The organism is Kutzneria chonburiensis (genome assembly GCF_028622115.1).
Lineage (GTDB): Bacteria > Actinomycetota > Actinomycetes > Mycobacteriales > Pseudonocardiaceae > Kutzneria > Kutzneria chonburiensis.
In genome coordinates this window covers 1,763,741-1,784,028 of the sequence record NZ_CP097263.1, presented here as the reverse complement: position 1 = coordinate 1,784,028, position 20,288 = coordinate 1,763,741, and the positions used below count along the sequence as shown (strand labels likewise).

Here is a 20,288-nt window from a genome sequence, read left to right as displayed (position 1 = left end):
GAAGAATCGCCAGCCGCGATGTACCGCCGATGTTGCGTCGATGTGCCACCGGGTCAGGCGGAGTAGCCCAGCAGCGTCCGGCGCAGTTCGTCCACGACCTTGTGCAGCGTGTCGGTGTCGTCCCGGTCGGCCAGCGCCCGCAGCGAGCTCAACTCCCGGCGGTACCAGGCCAGCCTGGCGCCCGGCGGCTTGGCCAGCTGCTCGCGCACGAGCTGCACGAGGCGGTTGATCACCCGGTGCACCGCGGCGTTCGTGTCGACGTCCGGATCGTGTCGTTCGCGGGCGAACAGCCGCACCAGGTCGGGCAGCCGGTAGCGCTCGATGGAAATGGTCTCGATCAGGCCGACGTCGACCAGCCGCTCGGCCACCGGCTGGGCGGTGTGCTCGGGGAGGTCCAGCAGGGCGGCGACGGTGCCCGAATCCACCACCGGCAGATCGAGCGCACCGAGTAGTTGCAGGGCCACGCGCGGTCGCGGATCGGGATCCCGTTCGAGCAGACGCACGCTCGTGAGCAGTCTTTCGCGCACGCTGTGTTCCCCGTACGAGAGCAGGTCAAGTCTTCGCCGCGGATCGCCGAGCCGCGTGGCGAACTCCGCCATCGTCCACTCCGGACGGGTGGCCAGCCGGGCCGCGGCGATCCGCAGGGCGAGCGGGAGCCGCTCGCAGAGCTGGACCACCGTGGCCGTCGCGGTCGGATCGGCGTCCACCCGTTCGTCGCCGAGCAGTCGGCGCAGCAGCAGGACCGACGCGCTCTGGGACAGCCGGCCCAGTCGGGCCTGCCGGTGGGTGCCGAGCGCACCGACGGCGGCGCGGCCGGTCATCAGCACCGCACAGCCGGGCGGCGGGGAAAGCAGCGGACGCACCTGGTCGGCGTCGACCACATCGTCGAGTACGACGAGTGCTCGGCGCCGCGCCACCACCTCCGGCCAGCGCGCAAGGGTGCCCTCCTCGGCGGTGACGCCGAGCGCACGGTGTAGCGCCGTGTTCACTTCCTGTGCTGTCAACGGATTCGATGACCGCAGGTCCAACCACACCTGCCCGTCGGGGAAGTGCGCCTCGACGGCACGGGCCGCTCGCCGTGCGAGAGTGCTCTTCCCGGTGCCGGCCGGACCGTACACCGCGCACGCGCCGCCGTCGACCAGCCACGAGACCGTCGTGGACAACTCGGCTTCCCCGCCGACCACGATGTCGGTGTCCGAATCGGCCGGTGGCAGCTGTGGCGTCCTGGCCACCTGGACCGGCGCGGCCGCCGCGGGTTCGGCCACCGGCACGGACAGCTGCGGGTCCTCGCGCAGGATCTGTTGCTGCAACTCGCGAAGCGGCTTGCTCGGCTCGATTCCCAGCTCGTTGACCAGCAACCGGCGCAGGTCGTGGTAGGCGCCGAGCGCCTCCGCCTGCTGTCCGCATCGGTACAGAGTGACCATCAGATGGGCGTGCAGCCGTTCCCGCAACGGAAACTGCGACACCAGCTGTTTGAGCTCGGGCAACAGCGGCTCGTGCCGGCCGAGCTCGATCTCCGCGCCGATGCGCGCCTCCAGCACGGCGAGGCGTGACTCGTCCAGCCGGGCCGCCTCGGCCATCACCCACGGGGTGGGCGCCACGTCCGCCAGCGGCGCGCCGCGCCACAGGTCGAGCGCCGCCGTGAACGACGCGGTGGCCGCGGCGGGATTGTGCGCCGCCAGGCTTTTCCGGCCCGCGGCCACCAGTCGTTCGTAGTCGTGCACGTCCAGCGCGCCGGTGGGCAGCCTGAGCAGGTAGCCGGGCGGCCGGGTGACCAACACGTCTCCGTTGCCCAGCGCGCGCCGTAGCCGCCACACGTATCCCGCGAGCAACCCGCTTGCGCTGTCGGGAACCTCGTCCGGCCACAGCTCCGCGACCAGTCGCTCGGCCGGCACCATCTGGTTGGCGTTGAGCAGCAACGCGGCCAGCAGCGCGCGCTGTTTGGGCGCGCCGACGGCCGACCAGCGCTGTCCGTCGAAGAACTCCAGCGTGCCGAGGACCCGGAATCGGGTCGGCGCGGCGCGCAGGGACGAACTCGGTGGCATTGGTTCTCCCCCAGGTCGGTAGGACACAATGCGGACGCCGCGGCGCGGTTGTTGCCCGCGCAACGTGACGCCGGCCCATCGTGCTACGGGACGTTCCCGATTGGGGAGCCGGGACTTGTGGCGCGTACTCCGAACGGTCTGCCGTGTCACTCGGGTGAAGCAATGGTCGGTTGCGGTTGGCGACCGCGCGGGGGCGGGCTGTGATCGTCGGCGGCAACAACGGCGGCGTATCGGGAGCACATCGCCGGTACATCGGCGGCGACGACGATCTGCCGTGCCGGCCCTTGCCGCACACGTCATGCGAAGCAGGAGAACCGATGCTGACCAATACCCCGGCCGACCCCTCGCCCGCGACCGGCACGCGCGCCGGCTCGCCCGCCGGGTCGGGCGACCGCGTGGTGCTCAAGATCGGCACGTCGTCCTTGGTCACGGACGGACGGCTGGACCCGGCCAAGCTCGACCGCCTGTGCGACACCGTCCACAGAGGAGTGATCGCCGGCCTGTCCCCCGTGCTGGTCACGTCCGGGGCGATCGCGATCGGCCGCACCCGGCACCCCGCCCTCGCCGCGGCGGGCACGGTGGTGCAGCAGGTCGCCGCCGCGCTCGGCCAGTCCCGGCTGTACTCCGCGATCCAGGCCGCCTTCGCCGACCGCGGCCTGCAGACCGGCCAACTCCTGCTCACGCCGTACGAACTGGTCGAGGCCCACCGCGGCGGCGTCCGGCACACCCTGGAGACCATGCTGACGCTGGGCATGATCCCGGTGGTCAACGAGAACGACGCGCTCGGTGTGCGCAACAACGACGTGCTCGCCGCGCTGCTCAGCGGCTTCCTCCAGGCCGACCTGCTGCTGTTGCTGACGGACGTGCCCGGCCTCTACGACCGGGACCCGACCCGGTCCGACGACGCCCGGCCCATCGGCGACGTCGTCGCCCTGACCCCGGAGCTGGAGCGGCTGGCCGGCGGATCGGCCGGTGGCGGCGGCACGGGCGGCATGCGGATGAAGCTCGGCGCGTGCTGGATCGCGACGTTCTCCGGCGTGCGCACGGTCATCGCGGACACCACCGATCCCGACGTGCTCGTCGCGGCGCACAGCGCCGACCCGGTGGGCACCGCCTTCCGGCCGCGGGCCGTGACCGGCGCGACCCCGGGGATCGGCACGCTGTGGCGGGCCTTCCGTACCCCACCGCGAGGGTCGGTCCGCTGCGCGCCGGCCGGCCTCTCCGCCGTCGAACGCGGTGAAACCCTGCGCCACCAGCACATCGTGGAGTCGCACCAGACCTTCGACAACGGAGACGTCGTCGACATCTGTGCCCCCGACGGCCGTCCGGTGGCGCGCGGCGAGGTTCGCTGCGCCGGACCGTGCACGGCCGACCCCGCCTCACCCTCGTCGCCGCCGGCGACTACGTGCGGATCGTGGAGGAACAGCCATGTCTGTGATCGAAGTCTGCCGCGCCGCGGCCGAGGCGTGGGCCACGGTCAAGTGCCTGCCGACCGCCGAGAAGAACGCGGTGCTGCTGGACATGGCGGCGGCGATCGAGGAACACCGCCCGTCGATCATCGAGGCCAACACGGTCGACGTGGCGGCGGCGCGGGCGGCCGGCGTCTCCGCCACCCTGGTCGACCGGCTGACGTTGACCGACCGCCGGATGGCCGGGCTGGCCAAGGCCATCCGGACCATCGCCGACCTGGCCGACCCGGTCGGCGAGGTGGTCGCCGGCTGGACCCGGCCGAACGGCCTGCTGATCGAGCGCGTCCGCGAACCGCTCGGCGTGGTCGCGGTGATCTACGAGGCGAGGCCCAACGTCACCGCCGAAGTGGCCGCGCTGTGCCTGAAGTCGGGCAACTGCGCGGTGTTGCGGGGATCGTCGATGGCCGCGGCGACCAACTCCGCGATCATGGCCGCGCTGGCCGACGCGATCGCCCGGCACGAGGCGGTGCCGGGCGCGGCGGTCCAGCTGATCGCCGACCCGTCCCGCGACGCCGCGCTGGAGCTCATGCGGGCCAAGGGGTATGTCGACCTGCTGGTGCCGCGCGGCGGCCCGGAGTTGATCGACACTGTCGAGCGCAACGCCACCGTGCCGACGGTGATCGACGGCGCCGGCAACTGCCACGTCTACATCGACGGCTCGGCGGACCGGGCCGTCGCCACCGCGGTCACGGTCAACGCCAAGACCTCCCGGCCCAGCGTGTGCAACGCGATGGAGACCCTGCTCGTGCACGAGGATCTCGCCCGCGACTGGCTGCCCGACGTGCTCGACGAGCTGGCCGCCGCGGGCGTGGAGATCCGGGGCTGCCCGACCGTGTGCGAGGTCTGGCCGAAGGCGGTGCGGGCGAGCGAGCAGGACTGGGGCACCGAGTACCTGGATCTCGTGCTCGCCGTGCGCGTGGTGCCGGGCCTCGACGAGGCGATCGCCCACATCGACCGCTGGGGCACCGCCAACGCGGAGGCGATCGTCGCGCGGGACATCGACGTGGCCCGGGCGTTCGTCACGCGGGTGGACTCCGGCAGCGTGTTCGTGAACACCTCCACCCGCTACTCCGACGGCGGCGAGTTCGGCTACGGCGTGGAGATCGGCGTGTCCACGCAGAAACTGCACGTGCGCGGCCCGATGGGGCTGGCGGCGCTGACCACCGTGAAGAACATCGTCTGGGGCAGCGGCCAGACCCGGGTCGTGTGAGGAGAAGCATGTCAGCCACCCACCCGGCGTCCCTGATGAGCGCCGTGGACCAGGCACTGTCCATCAAGTACAACAACCTCGTCTACGAGCTGCGCGACTCCGGCCACGACATCATCACGCTGTCGCTCGGCGAGGCGTTCTTCGACCTGCCGCTGCCCCGGTTCGACGACCTGTCCGGCGTGGGGCTGCACCACTACTCGCACTCGCGGGGCCTGCCGCAGCTGCGCCAGCGGCTGGCCAAGTACTACCAGGACGAGTTCCAGGTGCCGGTCGACCCGGAGCAGGAGATCATCGTCACCGCCGGTTCCAAGGCGGCGATCTACATGATGCTGCTGGCGGTGCTGGAACCCGGTGACGAAGTGATCATCCCGGAGCCGTTCTGGCTGAGCTATCCCGAACAGGTCCGGCTCTGTCGCGGCGTCCCGGTCATGGTGCCGCAGGACGTGAGCGTGTTCGACCTCGGCCGCTACGTGACGCCGCGAACCCGGGCGATCGTGATCAACAATCCGAACAACCCCTCCGGCCGCGTGCACACCGTCGCCGAGCTGGCCCACGTCCACGACCTGGCCGAGGCGCACGGCCTGCTGGTCATCGCCGACGAGGCGTACAACGAGTTCGTCCCGCCGGGCACGTCGTTCCGGGCCTGCGGCGCGTTCGACCCGGACAAGCACCACACGGTCACGGTCAACTCGATGTCCAAGAACTACGGCATCTCCGGCTGGCGCATCGGCTACGTCATCGCGCACCGGCGGCTGGTCGACGAGGTCCTCAAGATCAACCAGCACCTGATCACGTGCGCGCCGACCATCCTGTCCTGCTACCTGGCCGAGCACTTCGACGACATCCTGGAGATCACCCGGCCCCAGATCCGCCGGGTCGTGGCCCTGCGCAACGAGGTCGCGGGCCAGCTGGCCGACGCGGGCATGACCGTCGTGCCGGGCTCGGCGTCGTTCTACCTGTTCGCCTCGCTCGGCGACTCGGTGCTGGACTCGACCGCGTTCTGCACCCGGCTGCTGCGGGAGGGCGGGGTCAGCGTGGTGCCCGGCATCGCGTACGGCAGGTCGTGCGACCGGCACATCCGGATCTCGGTCGGCGCCGAGCCGGTGGACCGGGTGGCCAGAGGCATCACGGCGATCCGGGACCTGATCGACGCCACGAGCGCGTGATGACGGTCGACCTGTCGGCGGATGTCGGCGAGGGGTTCGGCGCCTACCGCGCGGCCGACGACGCGGCCCTGCTCCGGGTCGTGTCGTCGGCCAACATCGCCTGCGGGTTCCACGCCGGCGATCCGGGCATCATGCACACCACCGTCGCCGAGTGCGTACGGCTCGGCGTCGGCGTCGGCGCCCACCCGGGTCTACCGGACCGCGAGGGCTTCGGCCGCCGCACCATGGCGCTCAGCCGGCACGAGGTCTACACCTACGTGCTGTGCCAACTCGGCGCCTTGGATGCGTTCGCCCGGGTGCACGGCACCCGAATCCGCCATGTCACGCCGCACGGGCAACTCGGCAATGTCGCGGTGTCCGATGTGGACTGGGCCGAGGCGATCGTCGATGCCGTGCGCGACTTCGACGCCTCGCTGGCCGTTGTCGCGCTGGAAGGCGCGTTGACGAAGGCGGCCCGCAGCGCCGGCCTGCCCGTGGCCGTGCTGGGCATCGCGGATCGGGCTTACCGCGAGGACGGCTCACTCGTCGCCCGCTCGTCCCCGGGGGCCGTGATCACCGCAGAACGAGAGGTGACGGAACGGGTGGTCCGCATGGCGACCGACGGCGTGGTGCGGGCGATCACGGGCCGGGACATCGCGCTGCGGCCGGACACCGTGCTCCTGCACGGGGACACTCCCGGCTCCGTCGATCTGGCGCGAGCCGTCCGTGCCGCCCTGACGTCGGCCGGCGTCGGCATCGAACCCCTGGCCGCCCGACTGTGATCACCCTGGACACCGTGCCGTACGGCGATTCGGCGGTGCTCGTCACCGCGACCGGTGGCACCGCCGAGGAACGGTGGTCTGCCGTGCAACGCCTCGCCGACGTCATCGAAGCCGACCAGGTCACTGGAGTCCGCGACCTCGTGGCGACCTACGACAGCGTGTTGGTGGAGTTCGACTGCACCCTCACGACCCACGACGAGGTGGCGTCGACGTGCCGCGCCGCTTCAGGCCGCCCGGTCCGGTCCACGACCCCGCCGACGACGTGGCGAGTCCCGGTGGTTTACGGCGGCGAGCACGGCCCGGACCTGCCGGACGTGGCGGTCCAGTTGGGACTGTCCCCCGAGGCGGTGGTCGGCCTGCACGTGGAGACTTCTTGGGTGGTTCGCTTCACCGGCTCACCCGTTGGCGCGCCCATGATGGACGGGTCCCGTCTGCCCGGGCCGATCAGCCGCTGTCCGAGTCCTCGCACCCGCGTCCCGACCGGATCGGTGGCGGTGTCCGGCCGTCAGTGCGTGATCTATCCCGTGTCGTCACCGGGAGGCTGGCGGCTGATCGGCCGTACCCCGGCGCACCTGTCGCCGCGCCCGGGCGATGTCGTCAGATTCGAGCCCATCACCCGTTGGCCCACCGGTGTTTGAGGTTCTCGCCGCCGGGATCGCCTGCGTCACCGACCTCGGCCGGCCGGGACTGTCCAGGAAGGGCATCGCGGTCAACGGCGCCGCCGACCAGTTCTCCGCCACCGCCGCCAACATCCTGGTGGGCAATCCGGAGTCCGCCCCACTGGTCGAGATCACCGCGTCGGCCCTCACGGTCGGCTTCGCCCGCGCCGCGCTGGTTGCCGTCACCGGAGCACCCGCCACCGTTGCCTGCGACGGACAACTCCAGCGCACCTGGCAACCCATCTGCGTGCCCGCCGGCGCTACTCTGTCCATATCGGACGTCCATAGTGGACTCCGGTGCTATCTGGCCGTGTGCGGCACGCTCCAGGTTTCCCTGACGCACGGCAGTTGCGCGCCGGACACCCTCCTCGGCGTCGGCACCTGGCTGCGCGCGGGCAGCCGCGTCCCCTTCGACACCGACTACGTTCCGTTCGACCATCCCGTCTTCCGCCACCCGCTGTTCCGACTGTCGGTGCCCGTACCCCGATTCGGCAGCCCGTGGACCATCTCCGTCACCGACGGCCCCGACCTCCTGCACTTCGGCCGCCTGGAGGAAAGCCTGTTCGCGGCGCCGTACCTCGTCACCCCCGACAGCAATCACATCGGCCTTCGCCTGCGGGGTCCGGCGCCGGTCCGCACGGACGGCGGCGAGATCCTTTCCCGTGGCGTTCCCGTCGGCGCGATCGAGGTCACCCCGGCCGGTGAGTTGCTTGTCCTGCAACGCGGCCGCCCGGTCACCGCCGGCTACCCGGTGGCCGCCGTCGCCACCAGCGTCGCCCGGTCCGCCCTCGGCCAGGCCGCTCCCGGCGACGTCCTCCGTTTCCGCCGCCGGTCCCTCTCCGACGCCGTCGCCACCTGCCGCGCCCAACGCCATTCCCTCGACACCCTGGCCACCCGGGTGTGCACCGTCCTGACCCGGGTCGGCATCCACCCCGGCGTCAATGCTTCGGGCACGCCCGGTCGACCGAACGGCGGTACCGGGTCGCGGAGTCACGGGCGAAATTTAGCGAGCTAGGGGAAATCAGCAAACGGGGGCATAACCGGGGGGATTCACGCGACCGGAACGCGGCAAAAGGGATGGATTGCCGCCGGTTCCAGCGTGTCCTTCTGTCCATGCCGTGTGCCGTGCGTCTTGAACGCATGCAATAGCGTCATGAATCGGAAGGGAAACGATTCACCATGATGAGCACCACACGGGCGAGACGCCTGCTGCTCGTGGCCCCGCTGGCGGCGGCCTGCCTGGTCGGCGCGCCGGCCGCGGCCATCGCCAAGCCCAGCGGCTTCGACCCGGCCGTGATCGCCCAGTTCCAGGCCGAGGCGCCGCTGGACGCCGTGGCCAACGCCGTCGGCGAGCAGGGGCGGGGCGCGTTCGCCGACACCTACAGCAACCTATACGTGGACACCGACCACCACCGGGTCACCGTCTACGCGACCGACGCGGGCCGGGCGGCGAAGCTGCTGGCCGCGGCCAAGAGGGCGCACCCGGACATCGACCTGGCGCTGGCCACCGTCGTGCACGCGGACTACACCAAGGTCGCGTTGGACGCCGGTATCGCCAAGATCATGGCCGGCAACGACGGCGTCAAGGCCGCCGACCTGACGGTCTACAGCGCGGCGGCCGCGCCCGACGGCTCCGGCATCCAGGTCACCGCCAAGCAGAGCGCCACGTCGCCCTCGTTCCGGTCCGCGCTGTCGGCGAGCGCGGGCGGCGGCATCCCGGTCACCGTCACGGCCGGCAAGCCGATCACGCCGCGCTCGTGGCGGTGGAACGACACCAAGCCGTTCATCGGCGGCGACGTCCTGGTCGGCAACGACCACAAGTCCGGCTATCTGGCCCAGTGCACCTCCGGCCTGGCCACCGAGAAGGGCGGCCACGACTATCTGCTCACCGCCGCCCACTGCTTCCCCAACGGTGCGCACGTCTACGGCGAGGGCGACGCCGTCGGCCATTTCAACTACACGTTCGGCAATTCGATCGGCACCGTCACCTCGCTCAACGCCCATTGGGATGCCGAGGTGATCGACACCGGCTCGTCGGGTGGCGCCGGATCCAATTCGGACGAAGCCGACACGCCCACCGGAAAGTGGTACGTGGTCAATTCGTCGGCCTATTCCTACAACGGTCAGACCGTGTGCCAGGACGGTGCCCGCTCCTATTACAACGGCCACGGCGTGCCCTGTGGCACCAAGGTCGACAACCAGGACGTCACCTACACCGAGTCATGGGACGACGGCAGCACGCACTCCGTGCGCGGCGTCCACGGGACGGCGAGCTACTCGTCGACCGACGGCGACTCCGGCGCCCTGGTGTTCACCGTCACCAGCTCGACCGCGCGGCAGGCCCGCGGCATGGTGTCGGCCGGCAACAGCGACTCCGACACGTACTGGACGGAGTCGCCGGACATCCTCGGCGCCTTCGGCATGACGCTGAACCCGCACGTCTGAGGCAAACCCGCACTGCCGCCGCCGAACTTCCGTTCGGCGGCGGTCGCGCGTCCCCCTGCGGTGATGCCGCCGCCTTCCGTCTCCGGTTGGCGGCGGGCCACGAGTTCTTCGCGCTGGCCGGTGGGCCGAGCCTGAGCGTGGTCGGCCGGTGGCCATCCGTTACGCATTCCGTTGGCATCGAATGGGAATTGACAGGTTCGCCGGGTGCTTTGTCCGTACTGAGGCCGGTCTCAGCGCGTGCCTTTGCCTGCCGTGCCGAGCCGTGTCAACCTCGCTGGCATGCCGGTGTCCGGCACGCACCCCGCAGGGACGAGGAACCCATGATCGAAGTCGTCGGTGTCACGAAGCGGTACGGCGACCGGGTCGCCGTGGACGATGCGACCTTCACCGTCCGTCCCGGCCTGGTCACCGGTTTCCTCGGCCCGAACGGGGCCGGCAAGTCCACCACCATGCGGATGATCCTCGGCCTGGACGCTCCCACGGCCGGCGAGGTGCGGGTCAACGGCAAGCGGTACGCCGACCATGCTGCGCCGCTGCGTGAAGTCGGCGCGCTGCTGGAGGCCAAAGCCGTCCACACCGGACGGTCGGCGTACAACCATCTGCTCGCTTTGGCGTTGACGCACGGTATTCCTCGTCGACGCGTCGATGAGGTCATCGACCTGGTCGGTCTGCGCGAGGTGGCCCGCAAGCGGGTCGGCGGCTTCTCCCTCGGCATGGGTCAGCGCCTCGGCGTCGCCGCGGCGCTGCTGGGCGATCCGCACACGCTGGTGCTCGACGAACCGGTCAACGGCCTTGACCCCGAAGGCGTGCGGTGGATCCGGCAGCTGCTGCGGGCGCTGGTCGCCGACGGTCGCACGGTGTTCCTGTCCTCGCACCTGATGAGCGAGATGGAGCTGACCGCCGACCACCTGGTGATCATCGGCAAGGGCCGGGTGATCGCCGACACCTCGATGGCCGACTTCACCGCCCGCTTCTCCCGCAAGGTCGTGCGCGTCCGTGCTCAGGAAGCGGGCACACTGCGGGATCTGCTCGTCGGGCCCGAGGTGAGCGTGACCGCGCCAGAGACCGGCCTGCTCGAGGTGCACGGGCTGACCAGCGGTGAGATCGGCCAGATCGCCTGCCGCAACGCGATCCCGCTGGACGAGCTGACGCCGGTCGTCGCGTCGCTGGAAGAGGCGTTCATGGACCTCACCCAGGACGCCGTCGAATTCTCCGTCCACCCGGACGTGCTCACCGAAAGGACCGCGTCATGACCGCGACGCTCCCCGAGGCCCAGCGGTCGTCGGCGCCGCAGCCGCTGCCGGACGACATCCGCGTCACCCAGTGGCGCGTCATGCGCTCGGAGTGGCACAAGTTCTGGTCGCTGCGCTCGTCCTACTTCACCCTGGCCGCGACGCTGATCGCGATGATCGGCTTCGGCGGCCTGTTCGCCGCTGTCACGGCCAACCGCTGGACGCACATGCGGCCGATCGAGCAGGCGCATTTCGACCCGACGGCGGTGAGCCTGCGCGGCTTCTACCTCGCCCAGCTGGTCGTCGGCGTCCTGGGCGTGCTGATCGTCACCGGCGAGTACAGCACCGGCATGATCCGCTCCAGCCTCGGCGCCGCGCCCCGGCGGCTGCCCGTCCTCATCGGCAAGGCCGTCGTCTTCGCGGTGATCACGCTGGGGGTGACCGTCGCGACCGCGTTCGTGGCGTTCTTCCTCGGCCAGTACTTGCTGAGCTCACAACACATCGAGACCACCATCGGCGCCGACGGCGTGGCGCGGGCCGTCGTGGGCACGGCCCTGTACCTGACGGTCGTCGGGCTGATGGGCGTCGGTCTTGGGTTCGTCGTGCGCAGCACTGCCGGCGCCATCGCCAGCCTGTTCGGCATCCTGCTGGTGCTGCCGGTGCTCGGCGAGGCCCTGCCCACCGACTGGGCCACCAACATCAACCCCTACCTGCCCAGCAACGCCGGGCAGCAACTGATGGTCGTGCACCCCGACCCGGCGGCTCTGCTCGGACCGTGGCCTGGATTCGGCGTCTTCTGCGGCTACGCGGCCGTCGCGTTGGTCGCCGGCGCGGTGCTGCTGCGTCGCCGCGACGCCTGACGTCATGTGACCGGCGCCGGTGATATCGCCACCATGGCGCGCCGCGTTCTGAAGCCCCCACTCGCGGTGACGCTTGTGGTCGTCGTCGTGGTCGCTGGTTACGTCGGCTATGTGGCGATCAGGTCGGCCCAGCAGGTCACGTTGCCCGCGCCCACCGGCCCTGGGCGGCCCGGTCGGCTTGGCGGAGACCGGCTTCGACCACGTGCACAGCCATGCGTTCGCCGATGTTCCCGTGGCGGCCGGCCGGTTTCCCGTTGTCGTGCTCGAACCCGGTCTCGGTTTCGCCGCACCGCAGTACACCACGCTGGCGGAGAACCTGGCCAGCAAAGGCTTTGTGGTTGCCGGAGTCACCCCGACCTACAGCGCGAACCTCACCGTCCTCAATGGACGAAGGTGTCCACCACCGATGCCGGGGACCCGAAGAGCTTCGACGCATCCGACTTCCACGCCGGCCAGGCCCAGGCAGACGGCGACCGGCTGGTCGCCGTCTGCGCCGCCGACGCCCGGTTCGCCGCCGCCCACCTCGCGACCTTGGACGCCACCGACCAGTTCGTCGACCACGGGACCCGCGGTCGACCCGAACCCCTGCTGAACTCACGCCAGTCGCCGGCGCAGTGTTAGCGATAACAGCACCTCCGGTCAATGGCCGAGAGGTAACGAGTCGGTAGCGGCAACCGGTCGGAACCGCCGCGGTAACGGGTCGGCAACAAAGGCCCCCGCGATCATTGTCGGGGCCCCGAGCTGCACCTACCGTCGGCGACGGGCGCGTGGCGGCGGTCACAGGCACTGGCCTGACCGTCGTGGAAGTCGATCCTTCGCCAACTCGGGAGTCCCACTGTGCACAGGCCTCGGTTGATCGCCACAATGTTGGCGCTAACACTCTTAGGGACTGGATCGACGGCCGCCGGCGTCTGGTCCGCGTCGGCGGCTGACGGGTCCGGTCCGACGCTCACCGCCGACGTCAGCCGCTCGACCACCGGCGTCAACAAGACCCAGTTCGGCGACATCGTCGAGGACATCAACCACTCCGTCGAGGGCGGCCTCGACGCGAACCTGGTGCGCAACAGCACCATGAAGGAGAACGGCGTCTCCTCCTGGTCGGCTGTCACGTCCGGCGGCGGGGCCGGCACGATCGCCCTGGACACCACCCGGCCGTTGAACTCGGCCAACGGCAACGCCCTCAAGCTGTCCATCACCGCCAACGCCCGCGGCCAGCGCGTCGGCGTGGCCAACAGCGGCTTCTACGGCATCGGCCTGGCGCCGTCGACCAGATACACCACCACCTTCTTCGCCCGGTCCGACGGCCCGTTCCGCGGCGGCCTCACTGTCGACCTGGAGAGCGACACCGGCACGGTGTACGCCAAGGCGCCCGTCCACTCGGTCAACTCGACGTGGACGAAGTACAGCCTCACCATGACCACGGCGGCGAACACGCCGGTGTCCACGGCCAACCGGTTCGTCATCTCCGCCGACGGTGTCGGCGCGGGTTCCTCGCTGTACTTCGACGTCGTGACCTGCCAGCCGCCGACCTACCACGACACCGGCCTGCGCAAGGACCTGATGGACAAGCTCGCGGCGACCAGGCCCGGGTTCTTCCGCATCCCCGGCGGCAACTACCTCGAGGGCAACACGCTGTCGACCCGCTTCGACTGGAAGACCACGATCGGCCCCATCGAGAACCGCCCCGGCCACCAGAACGACGCGTGGGGCTACTGGTCGACCGACCAGGCCGGCATCAAGTCCTATCTGGACATGGCCGAGCAGACCGGGTCGCAGCCGCTGCTGGCGGTGTTCGCCGGCTACACCCTCGACCACACCGTGGTGCCGCGGGACCAGCTGGCGCCGTACGTGCAGGACGCGCTCGACGAGATCCAGTACGCCATCGGCAGCCCGCACACCACGTGGGGCGCCAAGCGCGCCGCCGACGGACACCCCGCGCCGTACGACGTGCGCTACGTGGAGATCGGCAACGAGGACTGGTTCGACGGGACCGGCAGCTACAACAGCTACCGCTTCCCGATGTTCCACGACGCCATCAAGGCCGCCTACCCGCAGCTGCAACTCGTCGCCTCGGCAAGCGTCTCCAGCCGGTCGGTCGACGTGATCGACGACCACTACTACAGCGGCGACACGTCGTACTTCACCAACGCCGCGCACACCTACGACGGCACCTCGCGCAACGGCCCCAAGCACCTGGTCGGCGAGTACGCCACCACCAACGGCAGCAACGACAATCCGACCGGCACGCTGGCCGGCGCGATCAGCGAGGCCGCGTTCATGACCGGCATGGTCCGCAACGCCGACGTGGTGGTCGGCGCGTCCTACGCGCCGGCGCTGGCCGACGTCAACAACTTTCAGTGGCCCACCAACGAGATCGCGTTCGACGCCGCCATGTCGTTCGGCTCGCCGTCGTACTGGGTGCAGCACATCTTCGGCAACAACACCGGCGACTACGTGGTCTCCTCCTCGCTGACCGGGGCCGACGCGGCCGTGAACGAGGTCGTCACCCGGACCGCGTCCGGCACGGTGTACGTGACGGTGGCCAACCCGACGAACTCCCCCGTGACGAGCCAGATCCGGCTCAACGGCACCACCTCCGTCCGTCCTAACGGAACCGCGACGGTGCTGACCGGCGACCCGAACGCGCGTAATTCCATCACCGCGCCGAACACCATCGCGCCGACAACCGCCGCCTTCACGGCGTCGAGCTCCTTCGCCTACACCTTCCCGGCCAACTCCGTGGTGGCGTTGAAGGTGAACACCTCCGCGCCGATCTCGCCGGTGCTCAACGTCGACCGTGGCCTGTCCTTGCACGTGACGACGCCCGGCGCCACCGACCGGTCCGTCGCGGTGGCCGGTGGCGTCGGCACGACCACCGCGGTCACCGCGTCGTCGCCGGACGCCGACAAGCTCGGCGCCACCTTCCTGCTGCGGCCCGGCCTGGCCGACCCGTCCTGCTACTCCCTCGAGTCGCGGGCGAACCCCGGCCAGTACCTGAGCCACCAGGGCGATCGCATCACGCTGGGCGTCAGCAAGCGGTCCGCCACCTTCTGCGCGGTCGTGGGCACCAGCGGGACCGGCGTGTCGTTCCGGGCGTACGACGAACCGGGACGTTTCCTCAGCTATCACGACGGCGGCCTGAGGTTGAACGACAGTCGTTGCGCCGACAGCACTTTCACCATCGGCGAGCCGTGGTGGCGCAGCGACGTCGCCGTCCCGCTGGGGCATTCGTCCTGGCTGAGCGTGAGCGGCGATTCCCTGCGACACCAGAACTTCGTCGGCAAGACCGCGCCGATCACGGCCGACAGCTCGGTCACCGACCGGCAGGACGCCACGTTCAACCTGGTCCCGGGCCTCGCCGACCACTCCTGCTACTCGTTCGAATCCGTCAACTTCCCGGGCTACTACCTGCGGCACTACAACTTCCAGGTGGTGCTCAACCGCAAGGACGACTCCTCGCTCTACGCCGAGGACGCGACGTTCTGCGCAACGGCCGGGCACAACGGCAAGGGCGTCTCGTGGCAGGCCTACGCCTATGAGGACCACTACCTACGGCAGCTCGGCGGCACCGTCTACATCGGCGCCGACGGCGGCCCACGGGTCGGTGACGTGGCGGCCGGCTGGGTCGACGACACCAGTTGGCAACCGGCGGCCCCCTGGGCGGGCTGAGTGAGCCGGGCGTCGGCGGCGTGTGGTTGCGGACCATGCCGCCGACGCCCCTTCAGCCGCGCAGCCTGTCGAATCGAGCCCGGCCTCAGCCCCTTTGTCATCCGCTCCCGCCATCTGGTCAGCCCGTGACGCTGGCCGCGCCGGTCTCGATGTGCCCGGAGAAACGCCGCGACCAGGTGCTGTCGGCCGACACGGTGACGGTGAAGTCGTACCAACCGCCGTTGTAGGCGACGGCGTTGAAGTAGTCGCTCACGGTCTGGCCGGCCGGAACCTGATAGGTCCACGGGCCGTCGGTGCGGTAGTTGTTCGATGTCACCGTGTACGTCGCCGCGGCGCCGGAGCCGTTGACGAAGTCAAGCCACAGTGCGAGCTTGCCGGTGCTGGACGTGACGGCGATCCGGGACCGCGCCTCCACGTTCTTGCTGGCGCTGTTGGCGTTGCCCTGCACGCGGCGCAGGAATCGGTTCGGGCCGACCACCGTGAGGTCGTAGTTGCCGCCGCCGAACCCCGTGCCGCAGTTGAAGAAGTCGGTTGTGGACCCGCCGGCCGGCACCGTGTACTGCCACGGGCCTCCGGTGCGGAAGTTGTTGGCGTACACGGCGAAGTGCGCCGCCCTGGTGCCGTCGTCGGCCATGGTGATGTTGAGCTGGACGGTGCCGCCGGAGTAGTACCAGGACGAGATGGAGGCGTTCGACTGGTACGGCAGCGCCCGCGCCGGCTTGGTGCCGGATTCCTGTGGTGGCAGGGCATTCGTCTTCGGCGACGGATTGGGCAGCAGGGCGCAGGTGCCGCCGGAGATCACCGCGCCGGGCGTGGGCAGCGCCGGCAGGCCGGGCACCGGGTTGGCGAAGTCGAACGCCGAGGTCAGGTCGCCGCACACGGACCGCCGCCACGCGCTGATGTACTGGCAGATCGCCGGCGTGCCGATGGCCGTCGACCACGTCTCGAGGAAGCGGATCACCGAGGTGTGGTCGAAGACCTCGGAGTCGACCCAGCCACCGCGGCTCCACGGCGAGATCACCAGCATCGGCACCCGGAAACCCAGGCCGACCGGGGTTGAACCGACGAACTCGCCGGTCGTGCCGGCCGCCGGCGACGGTGGCGGGACGTGGTCGAAGAACCCGTCGTTCTCGTCGTAGTTGAGGAACAACACCGTGCTGTTCAGGGTGTTCGGGTCCGCGGCGAGGGCTTGCAGCAGGCCGCTGACGAAGCGTTCGCCGTTGACCGGCGGGCCGATCGGGTGCTCGGAGGTGATCTGGTCCGTCACCACCCAGGACACCTGCGGCAGCGTGCCGGCCAGCACGTCCGCCTTGATCGCGGCCAGGATGTCGTCCGGGGTGCTGCCGGTTTTCGCCGGCACGCTGCCCATGCCACGGACCTGAAGCGGCGAACCCGCCGGTGCGCTGGTGAACTGCTTGAAATACGCCAGCGCGTTGTCGCCGAAGTTGTCCTTCGCGTTCTGGTAGACCCGCCAGCTGATGCCCGCGTTCTGCAGGACCTCCGCATAGGTCGGCCAGGTCAGCCCCGACTCGTCGCCACCGTCGTTGGCCGGCGAACCGAACTGCCCGGCCGCGTCGATCATGCCGCTGAACAGGAACGTCCGGTTCGGTCCCGTCGCCGTCAGGCCCGAGCAGTGGTAGGCGTCGCAGATCGTGTAGGCGTCGGCCAGCGCGTAGTGGACGGGCAGGTCCACCCGGTCCAGGTAGCCGAGGCAGCCGATCTTGTTCTTCGCCGCCATCCAGCTGTCCATCTTGCCCTGGTTCCACGCCGCGTGCTGGTCCGACCAGGAGTGTGAGATGTCGCCCTGGCACTGCGCGAGCGTCTCCGCGTTGCTTGCCGTGCCCCTGAGCGCGAACGGATACTGCCGCCCGCTCCCGTTGGCCTGGTTGAACACCGAGTACCCGCCGGCCAGCGGGATCGTCGCCCGGTCGGCGAAGCCCCGGACGCCCTTCAGCGTGCCGAAGTAGTGGTCGAAGCTCCGGTTCTCCTGCATCAGCACCACGACGTGCTTGACGTCCGCGATGGTCCCCGTCGCCGCCGCCCGCGCCGTCCCGGCCGTGGCCCCCAGGCCCGTCATCGCCGCTGCCGCGCCCGTCGTGGCCAGGAATGTCCGCCGAGTGATCTCGCCCATGTGCCGCCTTCCAGAGTTCCGCTCGGCACAGTCGACCGAAGGTCACGGGGGCGAGTCCACGCACTGGGGGTGAACATCCACAGAGTGCGTCCGGCTGGACCGGCACCCTTCGGCGCAACGTCTCACGCGGTTCGTCGGGTGTTTGTCCTGTCATCGCGGCGGCCGCGCGCCGGTGTGCTGCCGGAGGCGGCGGGCACGATCGCTGTGGCGATGGCCACCGCGGACTCAGATGCCCTGGCGCTTGAGCCAGGTGAGGGTCGCTTCGGCGATCTCGGGCCAGCCGTGGTCGAAGACCAGCGAGTGGCCCCGGTCGGGGAACACCTGGAAGTCGGTGGTGGCAGTCGAGTGCCGGTAGAGCCTGTACGCCGCCTTGGCGACGCTCTGGGGAACGGTGTGGTCCCGGCCGCCCGCGGTGATCAGCAGCGGACCTCGGTCGTTCTTCCTGGTGTCCACCGCCGCGGGCGAGTTCTTGCTGAAGTTCGCCGAGCTGGCCTCGAACAGCGGCCGGCCGGGGCCGGGGATGGTCCAGCGCTCGAACAGCTCGTCCGACTCGGACTGCGGGATGGCGTTGCCGAAGGCGAACCGGAACTGCTTCCTGGTCAGCGCGACGGCCCGCTTCTTGTTGCCGGGCTTGGACAGCACCGGCAGTCCCGAGCGGATCTGGGCGATCGGCACCGGCTTGACGCCCTTGATCTGGCCGGGGTCGATGGCCACGGCCGCCGCCGCGTGCCCGTCCGCCAGCAGCTTCTGGGCACACAGGCCGCCGAACGAGTGGCCGATGACCACCGGCTTGGCGTCAAGGCCGTTGATCACCCGGACATAGCTCGCGGTGATCTCGTCGAGGCCGCGATCGCTGACGGCGGCGGAGTTGCGGCGGGTCTCGGCCACGGTCTCGGCGTCGCCCGGCCAGCCCGGAGCGATCGGGTCGTAGCCGGCGGCCCGATAGCGCTCCACCCAGCCCTGCCAGGCGCTGGCGTGGATCCACAGGCCGTGGACGAAGACCACCGGGGTGCCACTGGACATGATCGACCTTCTTCCCGCTCAGAGGTAGACTAACTAGTAACTCTACTGGACCGTAGCACGCGCTCCCGGGCATGGGAACCGCGGCGTGCGCGGGGAACGAGGCAGGATGGGAGGGTGAACGGCATGACGTCGCAGGACCCCGAAGCAGCAGAGACCGCGCCGGCCGCCGGCCCTCGGACCGGCAAACCGTCCATGCGGGAGCGCATCATCGAGGCGGCGGCGGAGCTGTTCTACTCACGGGGCATCCGCGCGGTCAGCGCGGAGAAGATCATCGCCAGGGTCGGCATCACCAAGGTGACGTTCTACCGGCACTTCCCGTCGAAGGACGACCTGATCGTGGCCTACCTGGAACGTCGAGCCCAGTGGGAGCGCGACGCCGTCGAAGGGGCCCGACAGGCCGCCGGGGACGACATCACCGAGGTGTTCCGCATGATCGCCGAGGGGATCGGCGCCGAGCTGCTCCCCGGGCTTTCGCGGCTGCCCGTTCATCAACGCCGCGGCCGAGTACCCCGACGCCGACCACCCGGTGCGACAGGTCGTGGACGCCCATCGCCGTTGGTTCCGGGAGGCCTTCGCCGACCTGCTGCGCAGCAGTGGCGTCACCGACGACGTCCCGGGAGCGGCCGACCGGCTGGTGATGCTGCGCGACGGCGCGATGGTGGGCGGCTACCTCGGCGACGCGACCACCGTCACCGCGTTGCTGTACGGCGCGGGTCGCGCGGTCATCGAGTTCCACCGTGGACGCGGCTGACGGACAACGGCCGGGCAGGGGCTGTCCAGCCCCGTCCCGTCAGTCCTGCCACCACGTTCGCAGACTCTCGGCGACCTCGCGAGCCTGACTCGCACCCGTATCCACCGCGACGTCGATGAAGCCGGGATCGAGCAGATCGGTGGGCGCCTGGTAGAAGCGCTCGGCCACGATCACGCGGACGTCGTATCCGCGCTCGGCGAGAGTGGCCTCCTGGCTGCTGAGGTCGTCGGTGGCCATCGGCGCGACGACCAGCACCCGGCCAGGTTCGGTGAATTCGGTGACCAGGTCGGCGTTGGCCCCGGACCGCACCCCGCCGTCGACCCAGACCCCGCCGGCAACCGAGACCGGCGGCGCGGCGCCGGGCGCCGCGGTCGAACACGAGACCGCGACCGGCACCGAGATGCCGTCCTCGGACGACCAGGCGTGCGCGAGTCCGGTGTCGGCGTTCACCGCGACGGCCCGCAGCCGCGGCGACCACGGCCCCTCCGGCAGAAACGCCTTCCAGAGCGTTTCGGCCTCATCGACGGAGATCGGCGGTATCGCCGCGATCGCCGCCTGGCCCAGCTTCCTCGACAGCTCGGCCCCCTGCCCGGGCTGGCCGACCAGCTGTCGCATCAGACTGTTGTCGCGGCGCCCGGCTGTGGCGTTCCCGGCATGCCACGCGGCGCGTTCGCGCATCAGACCGGGGATCGAGCCGACGCCGTCCGGCTGCATCGTCAGCCAGGCGCCGACCACGGATCCGGCCGAAGTCCCCACCACCACGTCGGAGTCGGCCACCGGCACCCCGGCGGCCATCAACCCGTGCAGGAGGCTCGCGGTCCACGAGGCACCGACCGGTCCACCGCCGCCCAGGACAAGTGCGTTCAT

The 20,288-nt window shown here is 70.3% G+C and carries 14 protein-coding genes and 3 pseudogenes; 13 read left to right on the top strand and 4 right to left on the bottom strand.

Annotated elements, in window-relative coordinates:
* Window positions 1-53 precede the first annotated feature (53 nt).
* Window positions 54-2,045: an AfsR/SARP family transcriptional regulator gene (locus M3Q35_RS08225; RefSeq protein WP_273941056.1), complete on the bottom strand. Its 1,992-nt coding sequence runs from the start codon at window positions 2,043-2,045 to the stop codon at window positions 54-56.
* Window positions 2,046-2,362: 317 nt separating this feature from the next.
* On the opposite strand from M3Q35_RS08225, the pseudogene proB reads away from it, so the two are divergent.
* The 11 genes and pseudogenes from proB to M3Q35_RS08170 all read left to right on the top strand — a co-directional run.
* Window positions 2,363-3,334, top strand: a pseudogene (gene proB / locus M3Q35_RS48780) (glutamate 5-kinase); the annotation flags it as partial.
* Between the two features lie 139 nt (window positions 3,335-3,473).
* Complete coding sequence (locus tag M3Q35_RS08215) at window positions 3,474-4,724, top strand: glutamate-5-semialdehyde dehydrogenase (protein ID WP_273941054.1); 1,251 nt, start codon at window positions 3,474-3,476, stop codon at window positions 4,722-4,724.
* Window positions 4,725-4,732: 8 nt separating this feature from the next.
* Complete coding sequence (locus tag M3Q35_RS08210) at window positions 4,733-5,890, top strand: pyridoxal phosphate-dependent aminotransferase (protein WP_273941053.1); 1,158 nt, start codon at window positions 4,733-4,735, stop codon at window positions 5,888-5,890.
* The gene (locus M3Q35_RS08205; RefSeq protein ID WP_273941052.1) at window positions 5,890-6,651 is read left to right on the top strand and encodes a LamB/YcsF family protein; all 762 of its coding nucleotides are present in this window, start codon (window positions 5,890-5,892) and stop codon (window positions 6,649-6,651) included. The genes M3Q35_RS08210 and M3Q35_RS08205 overlap by 1 nt, the downstream gene beginning before the upstream one ends.
* Window positions 6,652-6,665: 14 nt before the next feature.
* On the top strand, window positions 6,666-7,289 hold the full coding sequence (locus M3Q35_RS08200) for a 5-oxoprolinase subunit B family protein (RefSeq protein ID WP_273941051.1): 624 nt from the start codon (window positions 6,666-6,668) through the stop codon (window positions 7,287-7,289).
* Window positions 7,282-8,325 (top strand): 5-oxoprolinase subunit C family protein, encoded by a 1,044-nt coding sequence (locus M3Q35_RS08195; RefSeq protein WP_273941050.1) that lies wholly within the window; start codon window positions 7,282-7,284, stop codon window positions 8,323-8,325. The genes M3Q35_RS08200 and M3Q35_RS08195 overlap by 8 nt, the downstream gene beginning before the upstream one ends.
* A gap of 164 nt (window positions 8,326-8,489) precedes the next feature.
* Window positions 8,490-9,755: a chymotrypsin family serine protease gene (locus M3Q35_RS08190; RefSeq protein WP_273941049.1), complete on the top strand. Its 1,266-nt coding sequence runs from the start codon at window positions 8,490-8,492 to the stop codon at window positions 9,753-9,755.
* Between the two features lie 320 nt (window positions 9,756-10,075).
* Window positions 10,076-11,008, top strand: a complete 933-nt coding sequence (locus tag M3Q35_RS08185; RefSeq protein WP_273941048.1) for an ABC transporter ATP-binding protein — start codon at window positions 10,076-10,078, stop codon at window positions 11,006-11,008.
* Window positions 11,005-11,847, top strand: coding sequence for an ABC transporter permease subunit (locus M3Q35_RS08180; RefSeq protein ID WP_273941047.1), 843 nt, complete (start codon window positions 11,005-11,007; stop codon window positions 11,845-11,847). The genes M3Q35_RS08185 and M3Q35_RS08180 overlap by 4 nt, the downstream gene beginning before the upstream one ends.
* A gap of 393 nt (window positions 11,848-12,240) precedes the next feature.
* The gene (locus M3Q35_RS08175; protein ID WP_273941046.1) at window positions 12,241-12,468 is read left to right on the top strand and encodes a hypothetical protein; all 228 of its coding nucleotides are present in this window, start codon (window positions 12,241-12,243) and stop codon (window positions 12,466-12,468) included.
* Between the two features lie 216 nt (window positions 12,469-12,684).
* Window positions 12,685-15,516, top strand: a complete 2,832-nt coding sequence (locus M3Q35_RS08170; RefSeq protein ID WP_273941045.1) for an AbfB domain-containing protein — start codon at window positions 12,685-12,687, stop codon at window positions 15,514-15,516.
* 118 nt (window positions 15,517-15,634) lie between these two features.
* On the opposite strand, the gene M3Q35_RS08165 is transcribed toward M3Q35_RS08170, so the two are convergent.
* Entirely contained in the window at window positions 15,635-17,647 is a 2,013-nt protein-coding gene (locus tag M3Q35_RS08165) for a phosphocholine-specific phospholipase C (RefSeq protein ID WP_273941044.1), read from the bottom strand.
* A 225-nt stretch (window positions 17,648-17,872) separates the two neighbouring features.
* The gene (locus tag M3Q35_RS08160) at window positions 17,873-18,670 is read right to left on the bottom strand and encodes an alpha/beta hydrolase (RefSeq protein ID WP_273941043.1); all 798 of its coding nucleotides are present in this window, start codon (window positions 18,668-18,670) and stop codon (window positions 17,873-17,875) included.
* A gap of 123 nt (window positions 18,671-18,793) precedes the next feature.
* Between M3Q35_RS08160 and M3Q35_RS08155 the strand changes: the two are divergent.
* Window positions 18,794-19,000: pseudogene (locus tag M3Q35_RS08155) on the top strand (TetR/AcrR family transcriptional regulator); the annotation flags it as partial.
* 154 nt (window positions 19,001-19,154) lie between these two features.
* Window positions 19,155-19,421, top strand: a pseudogene (locus M3Q35_RS08150) (TetR family transcriptional regulator); the annotation flags it as partial.
* Window positions 19,422-19,460: 39 nt separating this feature from the next.
* On the opposite strand, the gene M3Q35_RS08145 reads toward M3Q35_RS08150, so the two are convergent.
* Window positions 19,461-20,288, bottom strand: coding sequence for a patatin-like phospholipase family protein (locus tag M3Q35_RS08145; RefSeq protein ID WP_273941042.1), 828 nt, complete (start codon window positions 20,286-20,288; stop codon window positions 19,461-19,463).

Excerpts from the sequence above, each read along its gene's own strand:
- M3Q35_RS08225 (WP_273941056.1), bottom strand. The coding sequence starts at position 2,045 with ATGCCACCGAGTTCGTCCCTGCGCGCCGCGCCGACCCGATTCCGGGTC.
- M3Q35_RS08215 (WP_273941054.1), top strand. The coding sequence starts at position 3,474 with ATGTCTGTGATCGAAGTCTGCCGCGCCGCGGCCGAGGCGTGGGCCACG.
- M3Q35_RS08210 (WP_273941053.1), top strand. The coding sequence starts at position 4,733 with ATGTCAGCCACCCACCCGGCGTCCCTGATGAGCGCCGTGGACCAGGCA.
- M3Q35_RS08205 (WP_273941052.1), top strand. The coding sequence starts at position 5,890 with ATGACGGTCGACCTGTCGGCGGATGTCGGCGAGGGGTTCGGCGCCTAC.
- M3Q35_RS08190 (WP_273941049.1), top strand. The coding sequence starts at position 8,490 with ATGATGAGCACCACACGGGCGAGACGCCTGCTGCTCGTGGCCCCGCTG.
- M3Q35_RS08185 (WP_273941048.1), top strand. The coding sequence starts at position 10,076 with ATGATCGAAGTCGTCGGTGTCACGAAGCGGTACGGCGACCGGGTCGCC.
- M3Q35_RS08180 (WP_273941047.1), top strand. The coding sequence starts at position 11,005 with ATGACCGCGACGCTCCCCGAGGCCCAGCGGTCGTCGGCGCCGCAGCCG.
- M3Q35_RS08165 (WP_273941044.1), bottom strand. The coding sequence starts at position 17,647 with ATGGGCGAGATCACTCGGCGGACATTCCTGGCCACGACGGGCGCGGCA.
- M3Q35_RS08160 (WP_273941043.1), bottom strand. The coding sequence starts at position 18,670 with ATGTCCAGTGGCACCCCGGTGGTCTTCGTCCACGGCCTGTGGATCCAC.
- M3Q35_RS08145 (WP_273941042.1), bottom strand. The coding sequence starts at position 20,288 with ATGAACGCACTTGTCCTGGGCGGCGGTGGACCGGTCGGTGCCTCGTGG.